Consider the following 13,821-nt stretch of genomic DNA (forward strand, 5'->3'; position numbering starts at 1 on the left):
CCATCTCCGAGGCACGGAATAAACCGGCTAGCGAACTGTTGTAATAAGCAACCCGTTCGCGACAGATGCTTTGAGTCCGACAACACTCGTGGAGACTTTCATGGCGAAAGAAAAGTGGAGCTTGTTTCGCTGGATTCCCAAGCAGCACGCAGCCACCGCGGTGGAGGAAAAGCTTATGTCGCATAACGGGTCAGCGCTGTGGGTGTTTGACCTTGAGCAGTCCTATCGGCCAGGGCGGGCAATTTCCGGGAATGCCTGGTTAGTGGCCTACGATCTCGACCGAACTGCCGAATCCAATATCAAAACTCGTCAGCATATCGATTTCGAGTCGGCGGGCTTCCGTGGGGAGGCGGCTCATCCCGCAGACGTCATCATCAAGGAAAACGAGAAGGGCGCCTATGGTATCGGGCGAATGCGCCAGAGCACCACCAAATTTCACGTTACCGCCCGGTTCGCCACGAAGAACGAGGTCGCCAGCGCCCTCGGACTGGACAAGAAGGAAGTTACCGATGGTTATCGTCCGGGCAGGACCTGGCCGACGTGAGTTTCCAGGAAGTCGTCGAAGCCACCAGAGTGACACGCTGTCACGCCGGTACGGTTGATCACACAGGGGCTTGGCTGCGAGTGTCTGTGCTCTGGCCGATGACGGTCGGCGCGAAGTTCGGTAACGATATCCTTCCCTTCGGCTGTGAGTTAGCCCGCAAGCGGACGTTGGCCATCGACCGCGCCTGGGTCAGTGGGCGTCGCTCCAAGTCCGTTGAATGGCAACGAGGCCAGCAGCAGCTCTGCGGGCTGCGTCTGCGGTAGGGATCGGGGGTCGCGCAAAGCCGATCAGCACTCGCCTTTTTTGGCGTGTCCCGGAGGGCAGTGCCATCCTTTGTCGTGATGGTGATGTTTTTCCCAGTCATCGCGATTCCAGTAGCGATGTCCATCCCAATATCGGTCGTCGTGCCATCCAGGCGTGACGACCACGGCAGCGGGTGGGGCAACCACGACAGGCGCGCCTACATTGATGCCGACATTGACATCAGTCGCGTGGACGGCACTGGTGAGGCTGACTGCAGCGGCGGCGAATGTCAGATGCGCGAGCGCGGGATTCTTCATGAACCAGTCCTCAAAATATGAACGCGTGCACGAGTCGGAACTTGCCCGATAACAGGAACAGGGCGTCTTCCGACGGAATGTTGCGCCTCGTTGCCCTGTTTCCGACAACGATTCTGCTCGTGTGCGGCATCATTTTCGCAGAATCCCTGCGATTCTGATCGTCGACGCCATGCAGTAGCCTTTGCGGGACCAGGACCGCGACACCATAAGGCAGCCTTAAGGCTGCCTCCCATACCATCGCCGATTCGAGTCATTCAAGTGATGCGACGCATCATCCACTGACCGTCTTCGGCCTGTCCCTGCTCACGCCGTGTCTCACGCTGCCATTGTCGACGTTCACCCTGAGAACTGCACGACGATTTGTTGCGTTGCGCATGAATTGGTTCACTCGCGTGCCACGGGGGCGATAGAGAACGTGCTTATTACGACCCCAAACCGGTGGCTGCTTCTCTGCGTGCTGCTGCTTGGCGCTTCGCTCGGCCTTCTTGTTGCTGTGCTGCTGGGCATCCGGATCTGGCCATGAGGCGAGCCTTGCTTCAGGATGGACGTTGCGCAATGGAGCGCACCGCATCAAGGGGACTTTCGCGCACGCCCATTTCACGCGCGAGCGCCGCAACCTTTGCCGGTCCCTTCCGCTGGGTGGCCGATCTGATGCTCGCCAGGCGGTACGCTGCTCTCGGCGGCGACAACGCGCGGTAGTCGCAGGTAGCCGTGGGACGATGCTGCGCTGCGCGCCATTTGCAACGCATCGGACCCGATGCCGAATCGGACCTCAGGTGCCGTTTCACCTGTCGCGCGCCGACTCAATGCGGTGGCGGGAGGCGTCTGAAACGATTCCATAGCTTCTTTAGCGTTTGATGATCTGCAGCGACGCGTGAAGAGAGATAGCCTCGGGCATAAGCCGCGCCTGGCGCTGCGTCCCTCGACCTGCGCGAAACGGTCCGCAGAAGCTGATCGGCGACCACCGCATCGTTACGCCAGCCGAGATCGTCCTGAAGTGCAGTCAGCGCTTTCACGTAGTGCTGCACGGCCCGTTTCGGGAACAACGACGCAAAGAACTCTGTCGCATACCGAACCTTCTTCGCCGCGATACGCGCGCGGTGCCGGCGGTGATCGTCGAGATCGGCGAGGCCCTTGCCACGCTTGATCAGCCTGCTGTGCCTGCGCCGCAGCACCTTGTCGGCGAACTGCCTCGCGGGGCTGTCAAGCGCTGCGCGTTGTTTGCCGGTCATATCGTCGCGCCATTTTTTGCAGGCCAGCCACAGCGCGAGTTCGAGCACCAGACGCGTGTAGCGAACCGACTCGACCGCGGCCGCCGCACGCTGCCGGTTGTCGACGGCGACCAGCGTGCACGCCTGCCGCACCGGCATGAGTTCGTCTGCATTGCCGTCCGCGCCCGCCCGATCGAGTGTGGCCCCGGCAAGGACCTCCCAGTCACGCGCGGCGCCGAGTTCCGCCGCGATCCAGCGCAGTTCGTCGTCGAGCCCGGAATAGGGAGGAATCGCCTTGGCGAACAGGTCCAGCGCCGAGCGCAAACGTCGCAGTCCGACCCGCATCTGATGAACGCTTGACGGATCATGACCGGACACGACGCCGCGCTCGTTGGCATGCACCTGCGAGAGGCAGTTATGGACGATCGTACAGAACACGTCCTCAATCGAATTGTCTTTCGACAAGCGCACGGGTTCGGCCTTCACGGGCGCGGCGTGCTCGGCCACGAGCAATTCGTAGCCGATATCGGCCTTGCTGCGATGGTCGATGCTCAGCGGTACGGTCTTCAGAAGTTCGAGCGCCGTCGCATGGAGCGCCTCCGGCTTGCCCTGTTTCAGTTCGAGTTCGACAGCGGCGAGCGGCACCGAGCGCGTTTGCGCGTCGACAGTTCCCTCGTCGAGCGCTATTTCGAGTTCGTCTTCCGACGGCAGGTGCAGCGCGATTGCAGTGCGATGGATGCGTGTGACGAAAACAGGAGCGAGTTGCGCGGCGACGGCCTGATCACGGATCAGCCTGCCGCAATCGCTATCGGCCGATATGGCGTCATAGAGCAGCGCCAGATCGGGCGTGTCCCTTTTGATCGGCATTTCATATTCGGCCCTGTCGAACACACCGGCCTCCACAGCGCCCTCGAGCTTCAACGTCTGGATTCGCCGCTTTCCGACGGCGCGTACGCGCAGCGAGGCTTTGCAACGGTGGAGGGCCAGTTCCGGCGTGTCGAAGTACGTGCTGTTCAGGAATTCCGGTCGATCGGCAGTGGCCTGAGCGCGCGCCAGCAGCGGTGCGCCACGAAGCTTGGCGAGGTCCTCCGGGGCGATTCGTAGCTTTAACTCCCGTTCCATGATTGCCTCCATGCCGCGCGCCGCATCATCACACAATCCCGGACGCGCAAGTTTCGGTCCGCATCGATTACGGGAAACCAGGCTGCCCGGTAGCCAAATCAGTCTTTGGTCGAGCGGCCGTAGATGGCCGCACTATGTCGCACGATCGCCTGTGGCGGTCATCACCGTGTTCGATAACACTGCCCCGCAGGCACGACAGGTGCGCTACTCGAATGGACCGGATCCGCACGACGTCCTGTGCAGCGGACCGCCCCTTTCGAAAATAGACCATGAAAAGAACACTTCTCACTTTTGCGATCGTTATGTCACTTCCAGTGATTTCACCGACGTCAGCGGTGGCGGCTGGCTGCATGAAAGGCGCTGCCGTGGGTGGCGTTGCGGGCCACGTCGCGGGTAAGCACGGCACGGCAGGCGCCGCGGCTGGGTGTGCCGTCGGACACCACGAGGCAGCGAAGAAGCAGAAGGCGGCGAGTGACGCCGCGGCGAGCAAACCAGCGAGCCAATAGTTGGCGATCTCGGTAACCTCGCGGGGCCATCGAGGGTCGCCATGCTCGCGCGCCACGGCGCGGCACCGTGCTGCTCCGTTCCGCGCGCGAGGGTGCGCGTCGTGCCTGCGCCATTGGCGCAGGGCTCGGGCGGCAGACGCGTGCCGTCGATGAAACGCACGGCGCAGACTTCGGCGGCGCTTGCATTAGCAGAAAGAGCGAGGCAGGCGTGCGTTCACGCGCTCGTCCCCGCACTCTGCACGTGAGATTCGAGCGCGCCGACCACGTCGAACAGGTCGCCGACAAGCCCCACATCGGCCACCGAGAAGATCGGCGCGTCCGGGTCCTTGTTCACGGCGACGATGAACTTCGAGTCCTTCATGCCGGCGAGGTGCTGGATCGCGCCCGAGATGCCGAACGCCACATACACGTCGGGTGCCACGCTGCGGCCGGTCTGTCCGACCTGCGCGGCGTTCGGCGCATATCCGGCATCCACGGCGGCGCGCGAGGCGCCGAGCGCCGCGCCGAGCTTGTCGGCGAGCTTGCCGAGACGCGCCATGTTCTCCTGCGAAGCGAGGCCGCGTCCACCCGCGATCACCACGCGCGCGCTGCCGAGGTCTTGGCCGCTCTGCCCGGCGGCGCGGCGCTCGATTAGCCGCGTGGCTGTGAACGGCGCACCGGGTGCGAGCGCAACGACCTGCGCCGCGCCACCTTCCGCCTCGACCGGTGCGAATGACGAAGTCCGCACGCTGGCATAAGTGCGCGCCGTGGCGCTCGTCACCGTCGCGATCACGCTGCCCGCATAGAGGCCGCGCACGAACTGCGTGCGCTCGCGAATGGCGATTACGTCGGCGATAAAGGCGTCTTCGGTGAGCGCCGCCGCGCGCGGCAATGCAGCGCGGCTGGAGGCGCGGTGCGCCGCGAGCACCGCCGAATACCCTTCAGCGAGGGCGTGCAATTGCGCCGCGATCGTTTCCGGTGTGAGCGCATCGGCTGCGCCAGCGGATGCGACCAGCACGCGCTCGACTCCACTCACATGCGCCGCCGCTGCTGCGCTCGACGCATCGAATACGAGCAGATCGACGGGTTGCCCCAGTTGCAGCGCCGCGCCAATCACGCGCAGCGTGACATCGGAAATCGATCCCACGTCGGCATCGGCCAGAACCAGCGTTCTCATAGTCAAACTCCCACGGATTCAAATACGCGTCGATCGGCGAGTGCGGCGAGCAGCGCGTCGACACTGTCCACCTTCACACCAGGCTCGCGTACGGGCGGATCGTTCAGTTTCAGCACGTGGCTGCGGGCGCTCGACACGCCGCCGAGCGCGTCCGCCTCTCGCGTGGCGAGCGGCTTTTGCTTCGCCTTGACGATGCTCGGCAGTGTCACGCGGCGCGGCTCGGCCAGGCGCAGATCGGCGCTGATCACGGCGGGGCCGTCGAGTTGCCACGTGGCGGTGCCCGCATCGTCGCCGCAGCTCGCGCGCCAGCCGCCGTCGATGGCGTCGAGCGCGCTCGCATTCAGCGCCTGCGGCCAGCCCAGCAGTGCGGCGAGCATGGCGGCCACGCCGCCCACGTCGCCGTCGATGGCCTGCTTGCCGCACAGCACGAGACCGTAGTCGACCTCGTTCATGTGTGCGGCCACGAGCCGCGCAACGGCGAGCGAATCGAGCGTGGCCGTGGCGGCCCCCGTGTCGATCAGCACCGCGTCGTCGGCGCCCATGGCGAGCGCGGTGCGCAGCACGTCCTGGTGCGCGGGCAGGCCGCAGGTCAGCACCGTGACGTGCGAGGCCACCCCGGCTTCCTTCAGTTGCAGCGCTTTCTCGAGCGCGCATTCGTCGAACGGATTGAGCGACATCTTGAGCCCTGCCGTTTCGATCGCGCCGGCGCTGCTCACGCGCACGCGCACGTTCGGGTCGACCACGCGCTTGACGGGTACGAGAATGCGGACAGTCATCTGTTTTCTCCTGTTTGCATGAGAAAGCACATTGCGCGCTGGTGTTACGACACCGCGCCGAGACCGTACTTGCCGGTCAGCAGCGCGCCGCTCGCAAAGCGTTCGAGTGCGTACGGTTCGAGAGAGACGTCGGTGGCCAGGCCGAGCGCGTGCTGGGCGAGCAGCTTGCCGATGCCCGGCGAGAGCTTGAAGCCGTGACCCGAGAAGCCGAAGCCCACCGTGAGGCCTTCCACATCGGCAACGTTGCCGAGCACGGGGTTCCAGTCGGGTGTGACGTCGTACACGCCGGTCCACGACGAGGCGAGCCCCGCCGTTTCGTAGGCGGGAAAGTGTTCGGCCACCTGTGCGCCGACTTCGGCCACATAGTCGAGGGAGATCTCGCCCTGCTCGGTCTCGGGCGCATTGAGCGTTTCGCCCACCACGCCTTCGGAGACCAGCATCTGGCTGCCGCCGTAGCTGCGGAAATAGAGCATCCCCGGCGAGCCGAGGTCCTTGAATGCGGGCATGGCGAACGTGTAGGGGGCGGCTTCGCATTCGAGCGCGAGCACGGTGTGGCGCTCGGGCTTGACCGGCAGCGGCACGCCGATCCATTCGGAGAGTTCAGGGGTCCAGATGTTTTGCGTGCTGACGAGCGTGCCGCAACCAAAGCGTCCCGCCGACGTTTGCACGCCCACCACGCGGCGGCCTTCGCGCACGAGGCCGGTCACGCGCACCCCTTCCATGATCTTTACGCCGCGGCGGCGCGCAGAGCGTGCGAAGCTGGTCGCGACGAGATAGGCGTCGGCGAAGCCGGCTTCTGGCTCGAAGCCGATCAGCGCGGCGTCGTCGAAGGTGGCGATCGGCAGGCGCGCCTGCGCCGTCTGGCGGTCGAGCAGTTGTACCTCGATGCCCATTTCCTGCTGGGCGCGCAGCGAGGCTGCCAGCGGGTCGAGCTTGTGGCCCTCGGGCGCGCTGATCATGTAGCCGCATTTGACGAGGCCGCAGGAGGCTTCGTCGTCCCCGAGATAGTCGGCGAAATTGTTGAAGGCCCACCAGGAAGCGCGGGCGAGTTGGACGTTCTGGCGCACCGAGTAATGCGTGCGCAGCAGCCCGGAAGACTGCGAGGTGGTGCCCGCCCCGATCGTCCCTTGATCGAGGACGAGAACGCTGTTCGCGCCGAGCGCGGCGAGATGGTGGGCGACGGACGTGCCGATGACGCCGGCGCCTATCACGACATAGTCGAAGTGGCTCATGGGGCCCTCGTGGGTGAACGATGGGCAAATTCTGCGTCCCTGCTGCCCGCCATTATTTTGTATTAGGCAAACTTATGGTTCATCGACGCAATTGCTCATCGTCCGTGTGTTGAGCCGTCCGGGCGGCACCATGTGGAAGACGACGCGGTAGCGTCATTTGCGCAGACTTCCGCGGAGCTCCTCATGAGACGTACCCAGGCGCCAATCGACCTCAACGCCTTGCAGGCTTTTCTCGCGGTGTGCGAGACCGGATCGATGACCGGCGCGGCGAAGCAGCTCGGCGTGAGCCAGAGCGCGGTGAGCCAGGCCATCGCGGCGCTCGAGCGAGATCAGGGCGTGGTCCTGTTCGATCGCGAAAGCCGGCCTCCCCGGCCGAACGTCGCGGGCCGCGCGCTGCTCGAACTGGCGGGCCCGCTGCTCGAGCATGCGCAGATGGTCAGCGCGCGCATCGGCGACACATCGAACGCGGGCAGCTTGCCCGTGCGGCTTGGCTGCGTGGATTCGTTCGCGGCGACCGTGGGCCCGGAGCTGATTCGCGCGGTGTCGGGCTCGGCACGGCAGATTGCGTTGTGGTCCGGTTTGACCCCCGGCTTGAGCAAGCAGTTGCACGATCGCGAGCTCGATCTCGCGGTATGCACGCAGACGACGCTCAACGACGCGCGCATCGTCGAGGCGCCGCTCTTTTCGGAGGCGTTCGTCGTGGTCGTCTCGCGCGCCTTGATTGCCGAGCGCGGGAACATCGACTGGCGCACGCTTGCGCTCGAAATGCCGATGATCCGCTATACCCCTCGCTCTGTGATCGGACAGCAGGTCGAGCGCTATGCGCGGCACCTCGGCATCAACAGTCCGCGCCGCTATGAATTCGACGCGACCGATCCGCTCCTGAGCCTCGTCGCGGCCCGGCTCGGCTTCTCGATTTCCACGCCGTTGTGTCTCTGGCAAGCGCGCCATTATTTGCCTGAGATCGCCGTGTTGCCGCTGCCGGCCGGACGGCTCGGGCGGCGCGACTTCTTCCTGCTGCATCGACAGGGCGAGTGGGACGCGTTTGCGCACGAGATCGTTGCGTTGACGCGGCGCGTACTTGACGCCTCCATCAGGCCGGCACTCGCGCGCGCGCTGCCGCAACTGCCCGAAGACGCATTGATGTAGCGGATCTGCAATATTTTTTACGAGAGGCGGCGCTCGACGCGTTAAGGCGCTCGCACCGATGCTCGTGCGTACATAAGTATTTCTGATAACCGAGCGTAAGCCCGCGTCCCGATTCAGTGCAGCAGCGCACGGCAGACAGGAAAAACGCGCACCGTCAGCAGGCAAACGCCGGTGCAAGCGAATTGGGAAAGTAAGCGGGACAGGGCCGGCGTGCGTGCCAGATGTTTATCTGCAGGAATTTTTAGTTCATGAAGATAAACATGGCACGGACGTTGCATAAGAAGCAGCACAGGCGAGGCTGCAAGGCTTGCGCCTCAGTCGGCGGTTCCCGGCGGATAGATGAAGATCGACAGGAACTGGATGGGCGTCTTGATGAGGCGCTCGGGGCCGTGAGGAATATCGGCCTGGAAAGTAAGCGTGTCGCCGGGATGGAGGATGTAGGTTTGCTGGCCGTGGCGGTATTCGATCACCCCCTTGAGCATGTGGATGAATTCGGTGCCGGGGTGTTCGAAGGTCGGGAAGCGTTCTGCTTCGTCCTCCATGGTGATGAGGAAGGGCTCGAAGGCTTTGCGCGGGCCCTGGTCGTAGGCGAGCAGATGGTAGGTATGGCCGCGTTTGGTGCCCTTGCGAACGACTTCCATGCCCGCGCCTTTCTTGACGAGTTGCGCGTCGCCTTGCGGCACGTCGAAATTGCGAAAGAGCGCGGAAAGGGAGACGCCGAGCGCCTGGGCGATGCGGTGCAGGACGTCGAGTCCCGTTGAGGTCTGCGCGTTCTCGATCTTCGAGAGCATGCCGCGGCTGATGCCGGCCTGGTCGGCGACCTGGGCGATGGTCAGGTCGTGGCGCTGGCGCAAGTCGCGAATGGTGGCGCCCAGAAAGCGCTCGAGCGCAGTTTTGTTGTCGTCCCCAGCGTGCATGATCGGCCTCGGTAGAAATGCTTGACGCGTAGCTGGCCGGCACGCAGTGGCGCGCGCCGGCTGTTTCACGCCATGAAGCATTGTTGCATGGCAGGAAAAGAAGTTCCAGACGGAGCGCGTAACGAGAAGTGCAACGAGTGCGCAATGGCGGGTGCGCATGAGCGCCCTGAACGATGGCCAGCAAGTCCCCGGAACCGGCCCAGGCACGATGTGCCCAGCCTCTTTCAACCGCAAACGGAGTTGGTGCAAGGAGTGACGATGAATCTGAACGACGCGAGTAAGCTGCCGCTCAGCGAGCCCGGAAGCGTGCCCCGTTTCGACTCGGCAGAAAACGCGCAGGGCTGGCTTGCTCAGCAGGGCGTGAAATACGTTTTGGCGCAGTTCGTCGACATCCATGGTGTCGCAAAGGCCAAGTCGGTGCCGGTCGCGCATTTGAAGACGGTGCTCGAGGCGGGAGCCGGCTTCGCAGGGTTTGCGATCTGGGGTGTCGGCATCGAGCCGAACGGCCCCGATTTCATGGCCGTCGGCGATCTCGCGACGCTCACGCCCGTTCCCTGGCAGCCGGGCCTCGCACGCATCGTCTGCGAGGGGCACGTGAACGGCGAAGCGTGGCCGTTCGATTCACGCGTCACGCTCAAGCGCCAGGTAGCACGCCTGACCGAGCGCGACTGGACCCTTTTCACAGGACTCGAGCCGGAATTCTCGCTGCTGCGCCGCTCCGCTAGCGGAACCCTCGAACCGTGCGACCCCAGCGACACGCTGGCGAAGCCGTGCTACGACTATAAGGGGCTATCGCGCACGCGGGTGTTTCTCGAGCGGCTCACCGAAGCACTGCGCTCGGTCGGCATCGACGTCTATCAGATCGACCACGAGGACGCCAACGGCCAGTTCGAAATCAACTACACGTACACCGACTGCCTGACGTCGTGCGACCACTACGTGTTCTTCAAGATGGCCGCATCGGAGATTGCCAACGAGCTAGGCATGATCTGCTCGTTCATGGCGAAGCCGTTCGCGAACCGGCCCGGCAACGGCATGCACATGCACATCTCGATCGGCGACGGCAAGCGCAATCTGTTCGCCGACGGCGGCGACCCGCTGGGCATGGGCCTGTCGAAGCTTGGCTACCAGTTCACCGCCGGCATTCTTGCGCACGCCCCCGCGCTCACCGCGCTGTGCAATCCGACCGTCAACTCGTACAAGCGCCTCGTGGTGGGGCGCTCGCTCACCGGCGCGACGTGGGCGCCAGCCTATGTGAGTTATGGTGACAACAACCGCTCGACCATGGTGCGCATGCCCGGCGAGCGCATCGAACTGCGTCTGCCGGACGGCTCCTGCAACCCGTACCTCGCAACGGCCGCCGTGATTGCCGCGGGGCTCGACGGGATCGACCGGCAACTCGATCCGGGCGCGCCGGCAAACGAAAACCTTTACGAGTGGTCGTCCGAGCGACTTGCCGCGCACGGCATTGCGGTGTTGCCGCAAAACCTCGAGCAGGCGCTCGACGCGCTCGAGGCGGACACACTGATCTGCGAAGCGCTCGGCCCCCTGGCCGGTGAGTTCCTCAAGCTCAAGCGCATGGAATGGCTCGAATACATGCGGCACGTGTCCGACTGGGAACTCAAGAGCTACCTCGAATTTTTCTAAGGAGAACACACAATGTGTGGAATCGTAGGGTTGCTGGTGAAGACGCCGGCGCTACGCGAGCGGCTCGGCGAGCTGATGGTGCCGATGCTGATCGGCATGACCGAGCGCGGACCCGATTCGGCGGGGCTTGCGGTGTTCGGCAGCGAGGTGGATGCGAGCCAGCGCAAGCTGAGCCTCTACGCGGGCTTCACGGACGAGGGCGCGCAATTTCCCTGGGCCGCACTCGCCGACGCACTCAACCACGCCATGGACGTCACCGCGCGCTTCGACGTGAAGGGCAATCATGCAGTGCTCACGCTCCAGGGCGATGCGGAGCGCGTCAAGGTGTGGTTGCGCGAGCACTATCCGAAGCTCTATCTGCTTTCCACTGGACGCTCGATCGATCTCTACAAGGACATCGGCTCGCCGGCCGAAGTGGCCGCGCGCTATGACTTCGCGAACCTCAAAGGCTCGCACCTCGTCGGCCACACGCGCATGGCCACGGAATCGGCCGTCACGCCGGACCGCGCGCATCCGTTCACGGCGGGAGAGGACTTCTGCCTCGTGCACAACGGATCGCTTTCGAACCCATATGGCGTGCGGCGCAAGCTCGAGCCGCTCGGCATCCGCTTCGATACCGACAACGACACCGAAGCCGCTTGCCGTTTCATCGAATGGCGTTTGCGCGAGGGCGATGCGCTGCCCGAGGCGCTGCAAAAAGGCTTCGAGGAGCTGGACGGCTTCTATACGTTCCTGATGGGCACGACGACCGAGCTCGCGCTGATCCGCGATCCGTTCGCGTGCAAGCCGGCCGTGGTCGCGGAGAACGACGACTACGTAGCGATTGCCTCTGAGTTTCGCTCGCTCGCGCATCTGCCCGATATCCGCAATGCGAAGGTCTTCGAACCCGCTCCCGAGGAGATGTACGTATGGAAAGCCTGAATTTCGACCTCGAGACGCAGACGGTCCGGGACCTGAACCAATACCTGCACGGCGACACCGCGGCGCTGGCGGGGCAGCGCATCGCCGTCACGTCGCCGAATGGGGCACACAACATCGCCGTGGGCGTAGATGCCGACCTGCATGTGACGATCAAGGGCCACGCGGGCTACTACGCCGGCGGGATGAACCAGCAGGCGACGATCGTGATCGAGGGGAGCGCCGGCACGGGCGTCGCCGAGAACATGATGAGCGGCAAGGTGCATGTGCGAGGCTTCGCCTCGAACGGCGCGGGCGCTTCTGCGCACGGCGGACTGCTCGTGATCGACGGCGACGCGGGTCTGCGCTGCGGAATCTCGCTCAAGGGCGGCGACATCGTGGTGGGCGGCTCCGTGGGCAGCTTCTCGGCCTTCATGGCACAGGCGGGCCGCATGGTGATATGCGGCGACGCGGGCGACGCGCTGGGCGATTCGCTCTATGAAGCGGTGCTCTACGTGCGCGGCGAAGTGAAATCGCTGGGGGCGGACGCGCAGTACGAACCGATGAGCGATGCCGATCTCGACGCAGTGCGCGTGTTGCTGGCGGCGGGCGGGCTGGATCACGATCCAGCGTCCTTCAAGCGAATCGCGTCGGCACGCACGCTCTATCACTGGAATGCCGACGCCAACCAGGAATATTGAACACACGCTCTCTGAGAAGGTTCCCAATGGATGCCAAACCCGTTCAATTCGTTCGTTTGCAGCACGAAGAGTCGCACGGCTACGACCGCAAGACGATCGACTATATCCACTCGGCGGCACAGCGAGGTCTCTATGAGATCCGCGGTCTGGGCGCGAAACGCCACGTGCCGCATTTCGACGACCTGCTGTTTCTCGGCGCCTCGCTGTCGCGCTATCCGCTCGAAGGGTACCGCGAGAAGTGCTCGACCCAGACCGTGCTGGGCACTCGCTTCGCAAAGAAACCTGTCGTGCTGGATATTCCGGTCACGATTGCGGGCATGAGCTTCGGCGCACTGTCCGCGAACGTCAAGGAGGCGCTAGGGCAGGCCGCGACGGCGATGGGCACGTCCACGACCACCGGCGACGGCGGCATGACCCAGGAGGAGCGCCGCGCTTCGAAGACGCTGGTCTATCAGTGCCTGCCGTCGCGCTACGGCTTCAATCCGGACGACGTGCGCCGTGCCGACGCGATCGAAATCGTGATTGGCCAGGGCGCAAAGCCGGGTGGTGGCGGGATGCTGCTCGGGCAGAAAGTCAATCCGCGCGTGGCGGCGATGCGTACCTTGCCAGCCGGCGTCGATCAGCGCTCGGCGAGCCGCCACCCGGACTGGACCGGTCCCGACGATCTGGCGATCAAGATCCAGGAACTGCGCGAAATTACTGACTGGAACACGCCCGTGTATGTGAAGGTCGGGGCAACCCGCACGTTCAACGACGTCAAGCTTGCGGTACATGCTGGCGCGGACGTGGTCGTGATCGACGGCATGCAGGGGGGCACCGCGGCCACCCAGACCTGCTTCATCGAGAACGTCGGGATTCCGACGCTGGCTGCGGTTCGCCAGGCGGTGGATGCTCTCGAAGAACTGAATATGAAAGGGCAGGTGCAGCTGATCGTTTCGGGCGGCATACGGACCGGAGCCGACGTAGCCAAGGCGCTGGCGCTCGGTGCAGACGCCGTCGCGATCGGGCAGGGCATGCTGATGGCACTCGGCTGCAATAGTGACAGCTACTTCCAGAACGGCGCACTGCATTCGGCGGCTGCCGACTATGCAGCGCTTGGCACGTCGCCGGGCTTCTGCCACCACTGCCATACCGGCAAATGCCCCGTTGGCGTGACGACCCAGGACGCCGTTCTCGAACAGCGCGTCCTGCCCGACGAAGGTTCGCGCCGTGTGCGCAACTACCTGAAGACGTTGAACATGGAACTGACGACGATCGCGCGCGCCTGCGGGAAGCAGAACGTGCATCACCTCGAGCCCGAGGATCTGGTCGCCCTGACCGTGGAAGCCGCAGCCATGGCACGCGTGCCGCTCGCGGGCACTTCGTGGATTCCTGGCTGGAACAATTAAATTCAGTTGGCTGGA

Annotated in this window: 13 protein-coding genes; 7 read left to right on the plus strand and 6 right to left on the minus strand. The window is 64.3% G+C overall.

Annotation, left to right across the window (positions count from 1 at the left end; genetic code table 11):
• Positions 1-100: 100 nt before the first annotated feature.
• Positions 101-544 carry a hypothetical protein gene (locus ACOJB8_RS19140; RefSeq protein ID WP_342947068.1) on the plus strand — a complete coding sequence of 148 codons (444 nt, stop codon included), beginning with the start codon at positions 101-103 and terminating at the stop codon, positions 542-544.
• 287 nt (positions 545-831) lie between these two features.
• Here ACOJB8_RS19140 and ACOJB8_RS19145 read toward each other — a convergent pair whose 3' ends face one another.
• Both ACOJB8_RS19145 and ACOJB8_RS19150 read right to left on the minus strand, forming a co-directional pair.
• Positions 832-1,104: a hypothetical protein gene (locus ACOJB8_RS19145; RefSeq protein ID WP_368603375.1), complete on the minus strand. Its 273-nt coding sequence runs from the start codon at positions 1,102-1,104 to the stop codon at positions 832-834.
• A gap of 803 nt (positions 1,105-1,907) precedes the next feature.
• Complete coding sequence (locus tag ACOJB8_RS19150) at positions 1,908-3,437, minus strand: CYTH and CHAD domain-containing protein (RefSeq protein WP_368729113.1); 1,530 nt, start codon at positions 3,435-3,437, stop codon at positions 1,908-1,910.
• Between the two features lie 302 nt (positions 3,438-3,739).
• Here ACOJB8_RS19150 and ACOJB8_RS19155 point away from each other — a divergent pair, with 302 nt between their 5' ends.
• Complete coding sequence (locus ACOJB8_RS19155; protein WP_309249571.1) at positions 3,740-3,943, plus strand: hypothetical protein; 204 nt, start codon at positions 3,740-3,742, stop codon at positions 3,941-3,943.
• 214 nt (positions 3,944-4,157) lie between these two features.
• Here the strand turns inward: ACOJB8_RS19155 and ACOJB8_RS19160 are convergent, their stop codons facing one another.
• From ACOJB8_RS19160 to ACOJB8_RS19170, 3 genes are read right to left on the minus strand one after another with little or no spacing between them, the layout of a single operon-like run.
• Entirely contained in the window at positions 4,158-5,099 is a 942-nt protein-coding gene (locus ACOJB8_RS19160; protein WP_368616369.1) for an electron transfer flavoprotein subunit alpha/FixB family protein, read from the minus strand.
• 2 nt (positions 5,100-5,101) lie between these two features.
• Positions 5,102-5,875: an electron transfer flavoprotein subunit alpha gene (locus tag ACOJB8_RS19165; protein WP_368684917.1), complete on the minus strand. Its 774-nt coding sequence runs from the start codon at positions 5,873-5,875 to the stop codon at positions 5,102-5,104.
• Positions 5,876-5,919: 44 nt separating this feature from the next.
• Positions 5,920-7,107, minus strand: coding sequence for an NAD(P)/FAD-dependent oxidoreductase (locus ACOJB8_RS19170; RefSeq protein ID WP_475013712.1), 1,188 nt, complete (start codon positions 7,105-7,107; stop codon positions 5,920-5,922).
• A gap of 183 nt (positions 7,108-7,290) precedes the next feature.
• Between ACOJB8_RS19170 and ACOJB8_RS19175 the strand changes: the two genes are divergently transcribed.
• Positions 7,291-8,256: a LysR family transcriptional regulator gene (locus tag ACOJB8_RS19175; RefSeq protein ID WP_342947072.1), complete on the plus strand. Its 966-nt coding sequence runs from the start codon at positions 7,291-7,293 to the stop codon at positions 8,254-8,256.
• Positions 8,257-8,570: 314 nt separating this feature from the next.
• Here the strand turns inward: ACOJB8_RS19175 and ACOJB8_RS19180 are convergent, their stop codons facing one another.
• Positions 8,571-9,173 (minus strand): helix-turn-helix domain-containing protein, encoded by a 603-nt coding sequence (locus ACOJB8_RS19180; RefSeq protein ID WP_069266161.1) that lies wholly within the window; start codon positions 9,171-9,173, stop codon positions 8,571-8,573.
• Positions 9,174-9,431: 258 nt separating this feature from the next.
• On the opposite strand from ACOJB8_RS19180, the gene glnT reads away from it, so the two are divergent.
• From glnT to ACOJB8_RS19200, 4 genes are read left to right on the plus strand one after another with little or no spacing between them, the layout of a single operon-like run.
• Entirely contained in the window at positions 9,432-10,820 is a 1,389-nt protein-coding gene (gene glnT, locus ACOJB8_RS19185; protein ID WP_368616365.1) for a type III glutamate--ammonia ligase, read from the plus strand.
• A gap of 12 nt (positions 10,821-10,832) precedes the next feature.
• Positions 10,833-11,741: a class II glutamine amidotransferase gene (locus ACOJB8_RS19190; RefSeq protein WP_368603380.1), complete on the plus strand. Its 909-nt coding sequence runs from the start codon at positions 10,833-10,835 to the stop codon at positions 11,739-11,741.
• Entirely contained in the window at positions 11,729-12,418 is a 690-nt protein-coding gene (locus ACOJB8_RS19195) for a GltB/FmdC/FwdC-like GXGXG domain-containing protein (RefSeq protein WP_069266159.1), read from the plus strand. The genes ACOJB8_RS19190 and ACOJB8_RS19195 overlap by 13 nt, the downstream gene beginning before the upstream one ends.
• A gap of 26 nt (positions 12,419-12,444) precedes the next feature.
• Entirely contained in the window at positions 12,445-13,806 is a 1,362-nt protein-coding gene (locus ACOJB8_RS19200) for an FMN-binding glutamate synthase family protein (protein ID WP_368603381.1), read from the plus strand.
• Positions 13,807-13,821 lie beyond the last annotated feature (15 nt).

This window comes from Paraburkholderia sp. BR10141 (genome assembly GCF_056155635.1).

What these genes read in the sequence shown, in the direction of transcription:
- ACOJB8_RS19195 (WP_069266159.1), top strand. Translation starts at nt 11,729, where the DNA reads ATGGAAAGCCTGAATTTCGACCTCGAGACGCAGACGGTCCGGGACCTG.
- ACOJB8_RS19155 (WP_309249571.1), top strand. Translation starts at nt 3,740, where the DNA reads ATGTCACTTCCAGTGATTTCACCGACGTCAGCGGTGGCGGCTGGCTGC.
- ACOJB8_RS19175 (WP_342947072.1), top strand. Translation starts at nt 7,291, where the DNA reads ATGAGACGTACCCAGGCGCCAATCGACCTCAACGCCTTGCAGGCTTTT.
- ACOJB8_RS19145 (WP_368603375.1), bottom strand. Translation starts at nt 1,104, where the DNA reads ATGAAGAATCCCGCGCTCGCGCATCTGACATTCGCCGCCGCTGCAGTC.
- glnT (WP_368616365.1), top strand. Translation starts at nt 9,432, where the DNA reads ATGAATCTGAACGACGCGAGTAAGCTGCCGCTCAGCGAGCCCGGAAGC.
- ACOJB8_RS19180 (WP_069266161.1), bottom strand. Translation starts at nt 9,173, where the DNA reads ATGCACGCTGGGGACGACAACAAAACTGCGCTCGAGCGCTTTCTGGGC.
- ACOJB8_RS19160 (WP_368616369.1), bottom strand. Translation starts at nt 5,099, where the DNA reads ATGAGAACGCTGGTTCTGGCCGATGCCGACGTGGGATCGATTTCCGAT.
- ACOJB8_RS19150 (WP_368729113.1), bottom strand. Translation starts at nt 3,437, where the DNA reads ATGGAACGGGAGTTAAAGCTACGAATCGCCCCGGAGGACCTCGCCAAG.
- ACOJB8_RS19165 (WP_368684917.1), bottom strand. Translation starts at nt 5,875, where the DNA reads ATGACTGTCCGCATTCTCGTACCCGTCAAGCGCGTGGTCGACCCGAAC.
- ACOJB8_RS19200 (WP_368603381.1), top strand. Translation starts at nt 12,445, where the DNA reads ATGGATGCCAAACCCGTTCAATTCGTTCGTTTGCAGCACGAAGAGTCG.
- ACOJB8_RS19170 (WP_475013712.1), bottom strand. Translation starts at nt 7,107, where the DNA reads ATGAGCCACTTCGACTATGTCGTGATAGGCGCCGGCGTCATCGGCACG.
- ACOJB8_RS19190 (WP_368603380.1), top strand. Translation starts at nt 10,833, where the DNA reads ATGTGTGGAATCGTAGGGTTGCTGGTGAAGACGCCGGCGCTACGCGAG.
- ACOJB8_RS19140 (WP_342947068.1), top strand. Translation starts at nt 101, where the DNA reads ATGGCGAAAGAAAAGTGGAGCTTGTTTCGCTGGATTCCCAAGCAGCAC.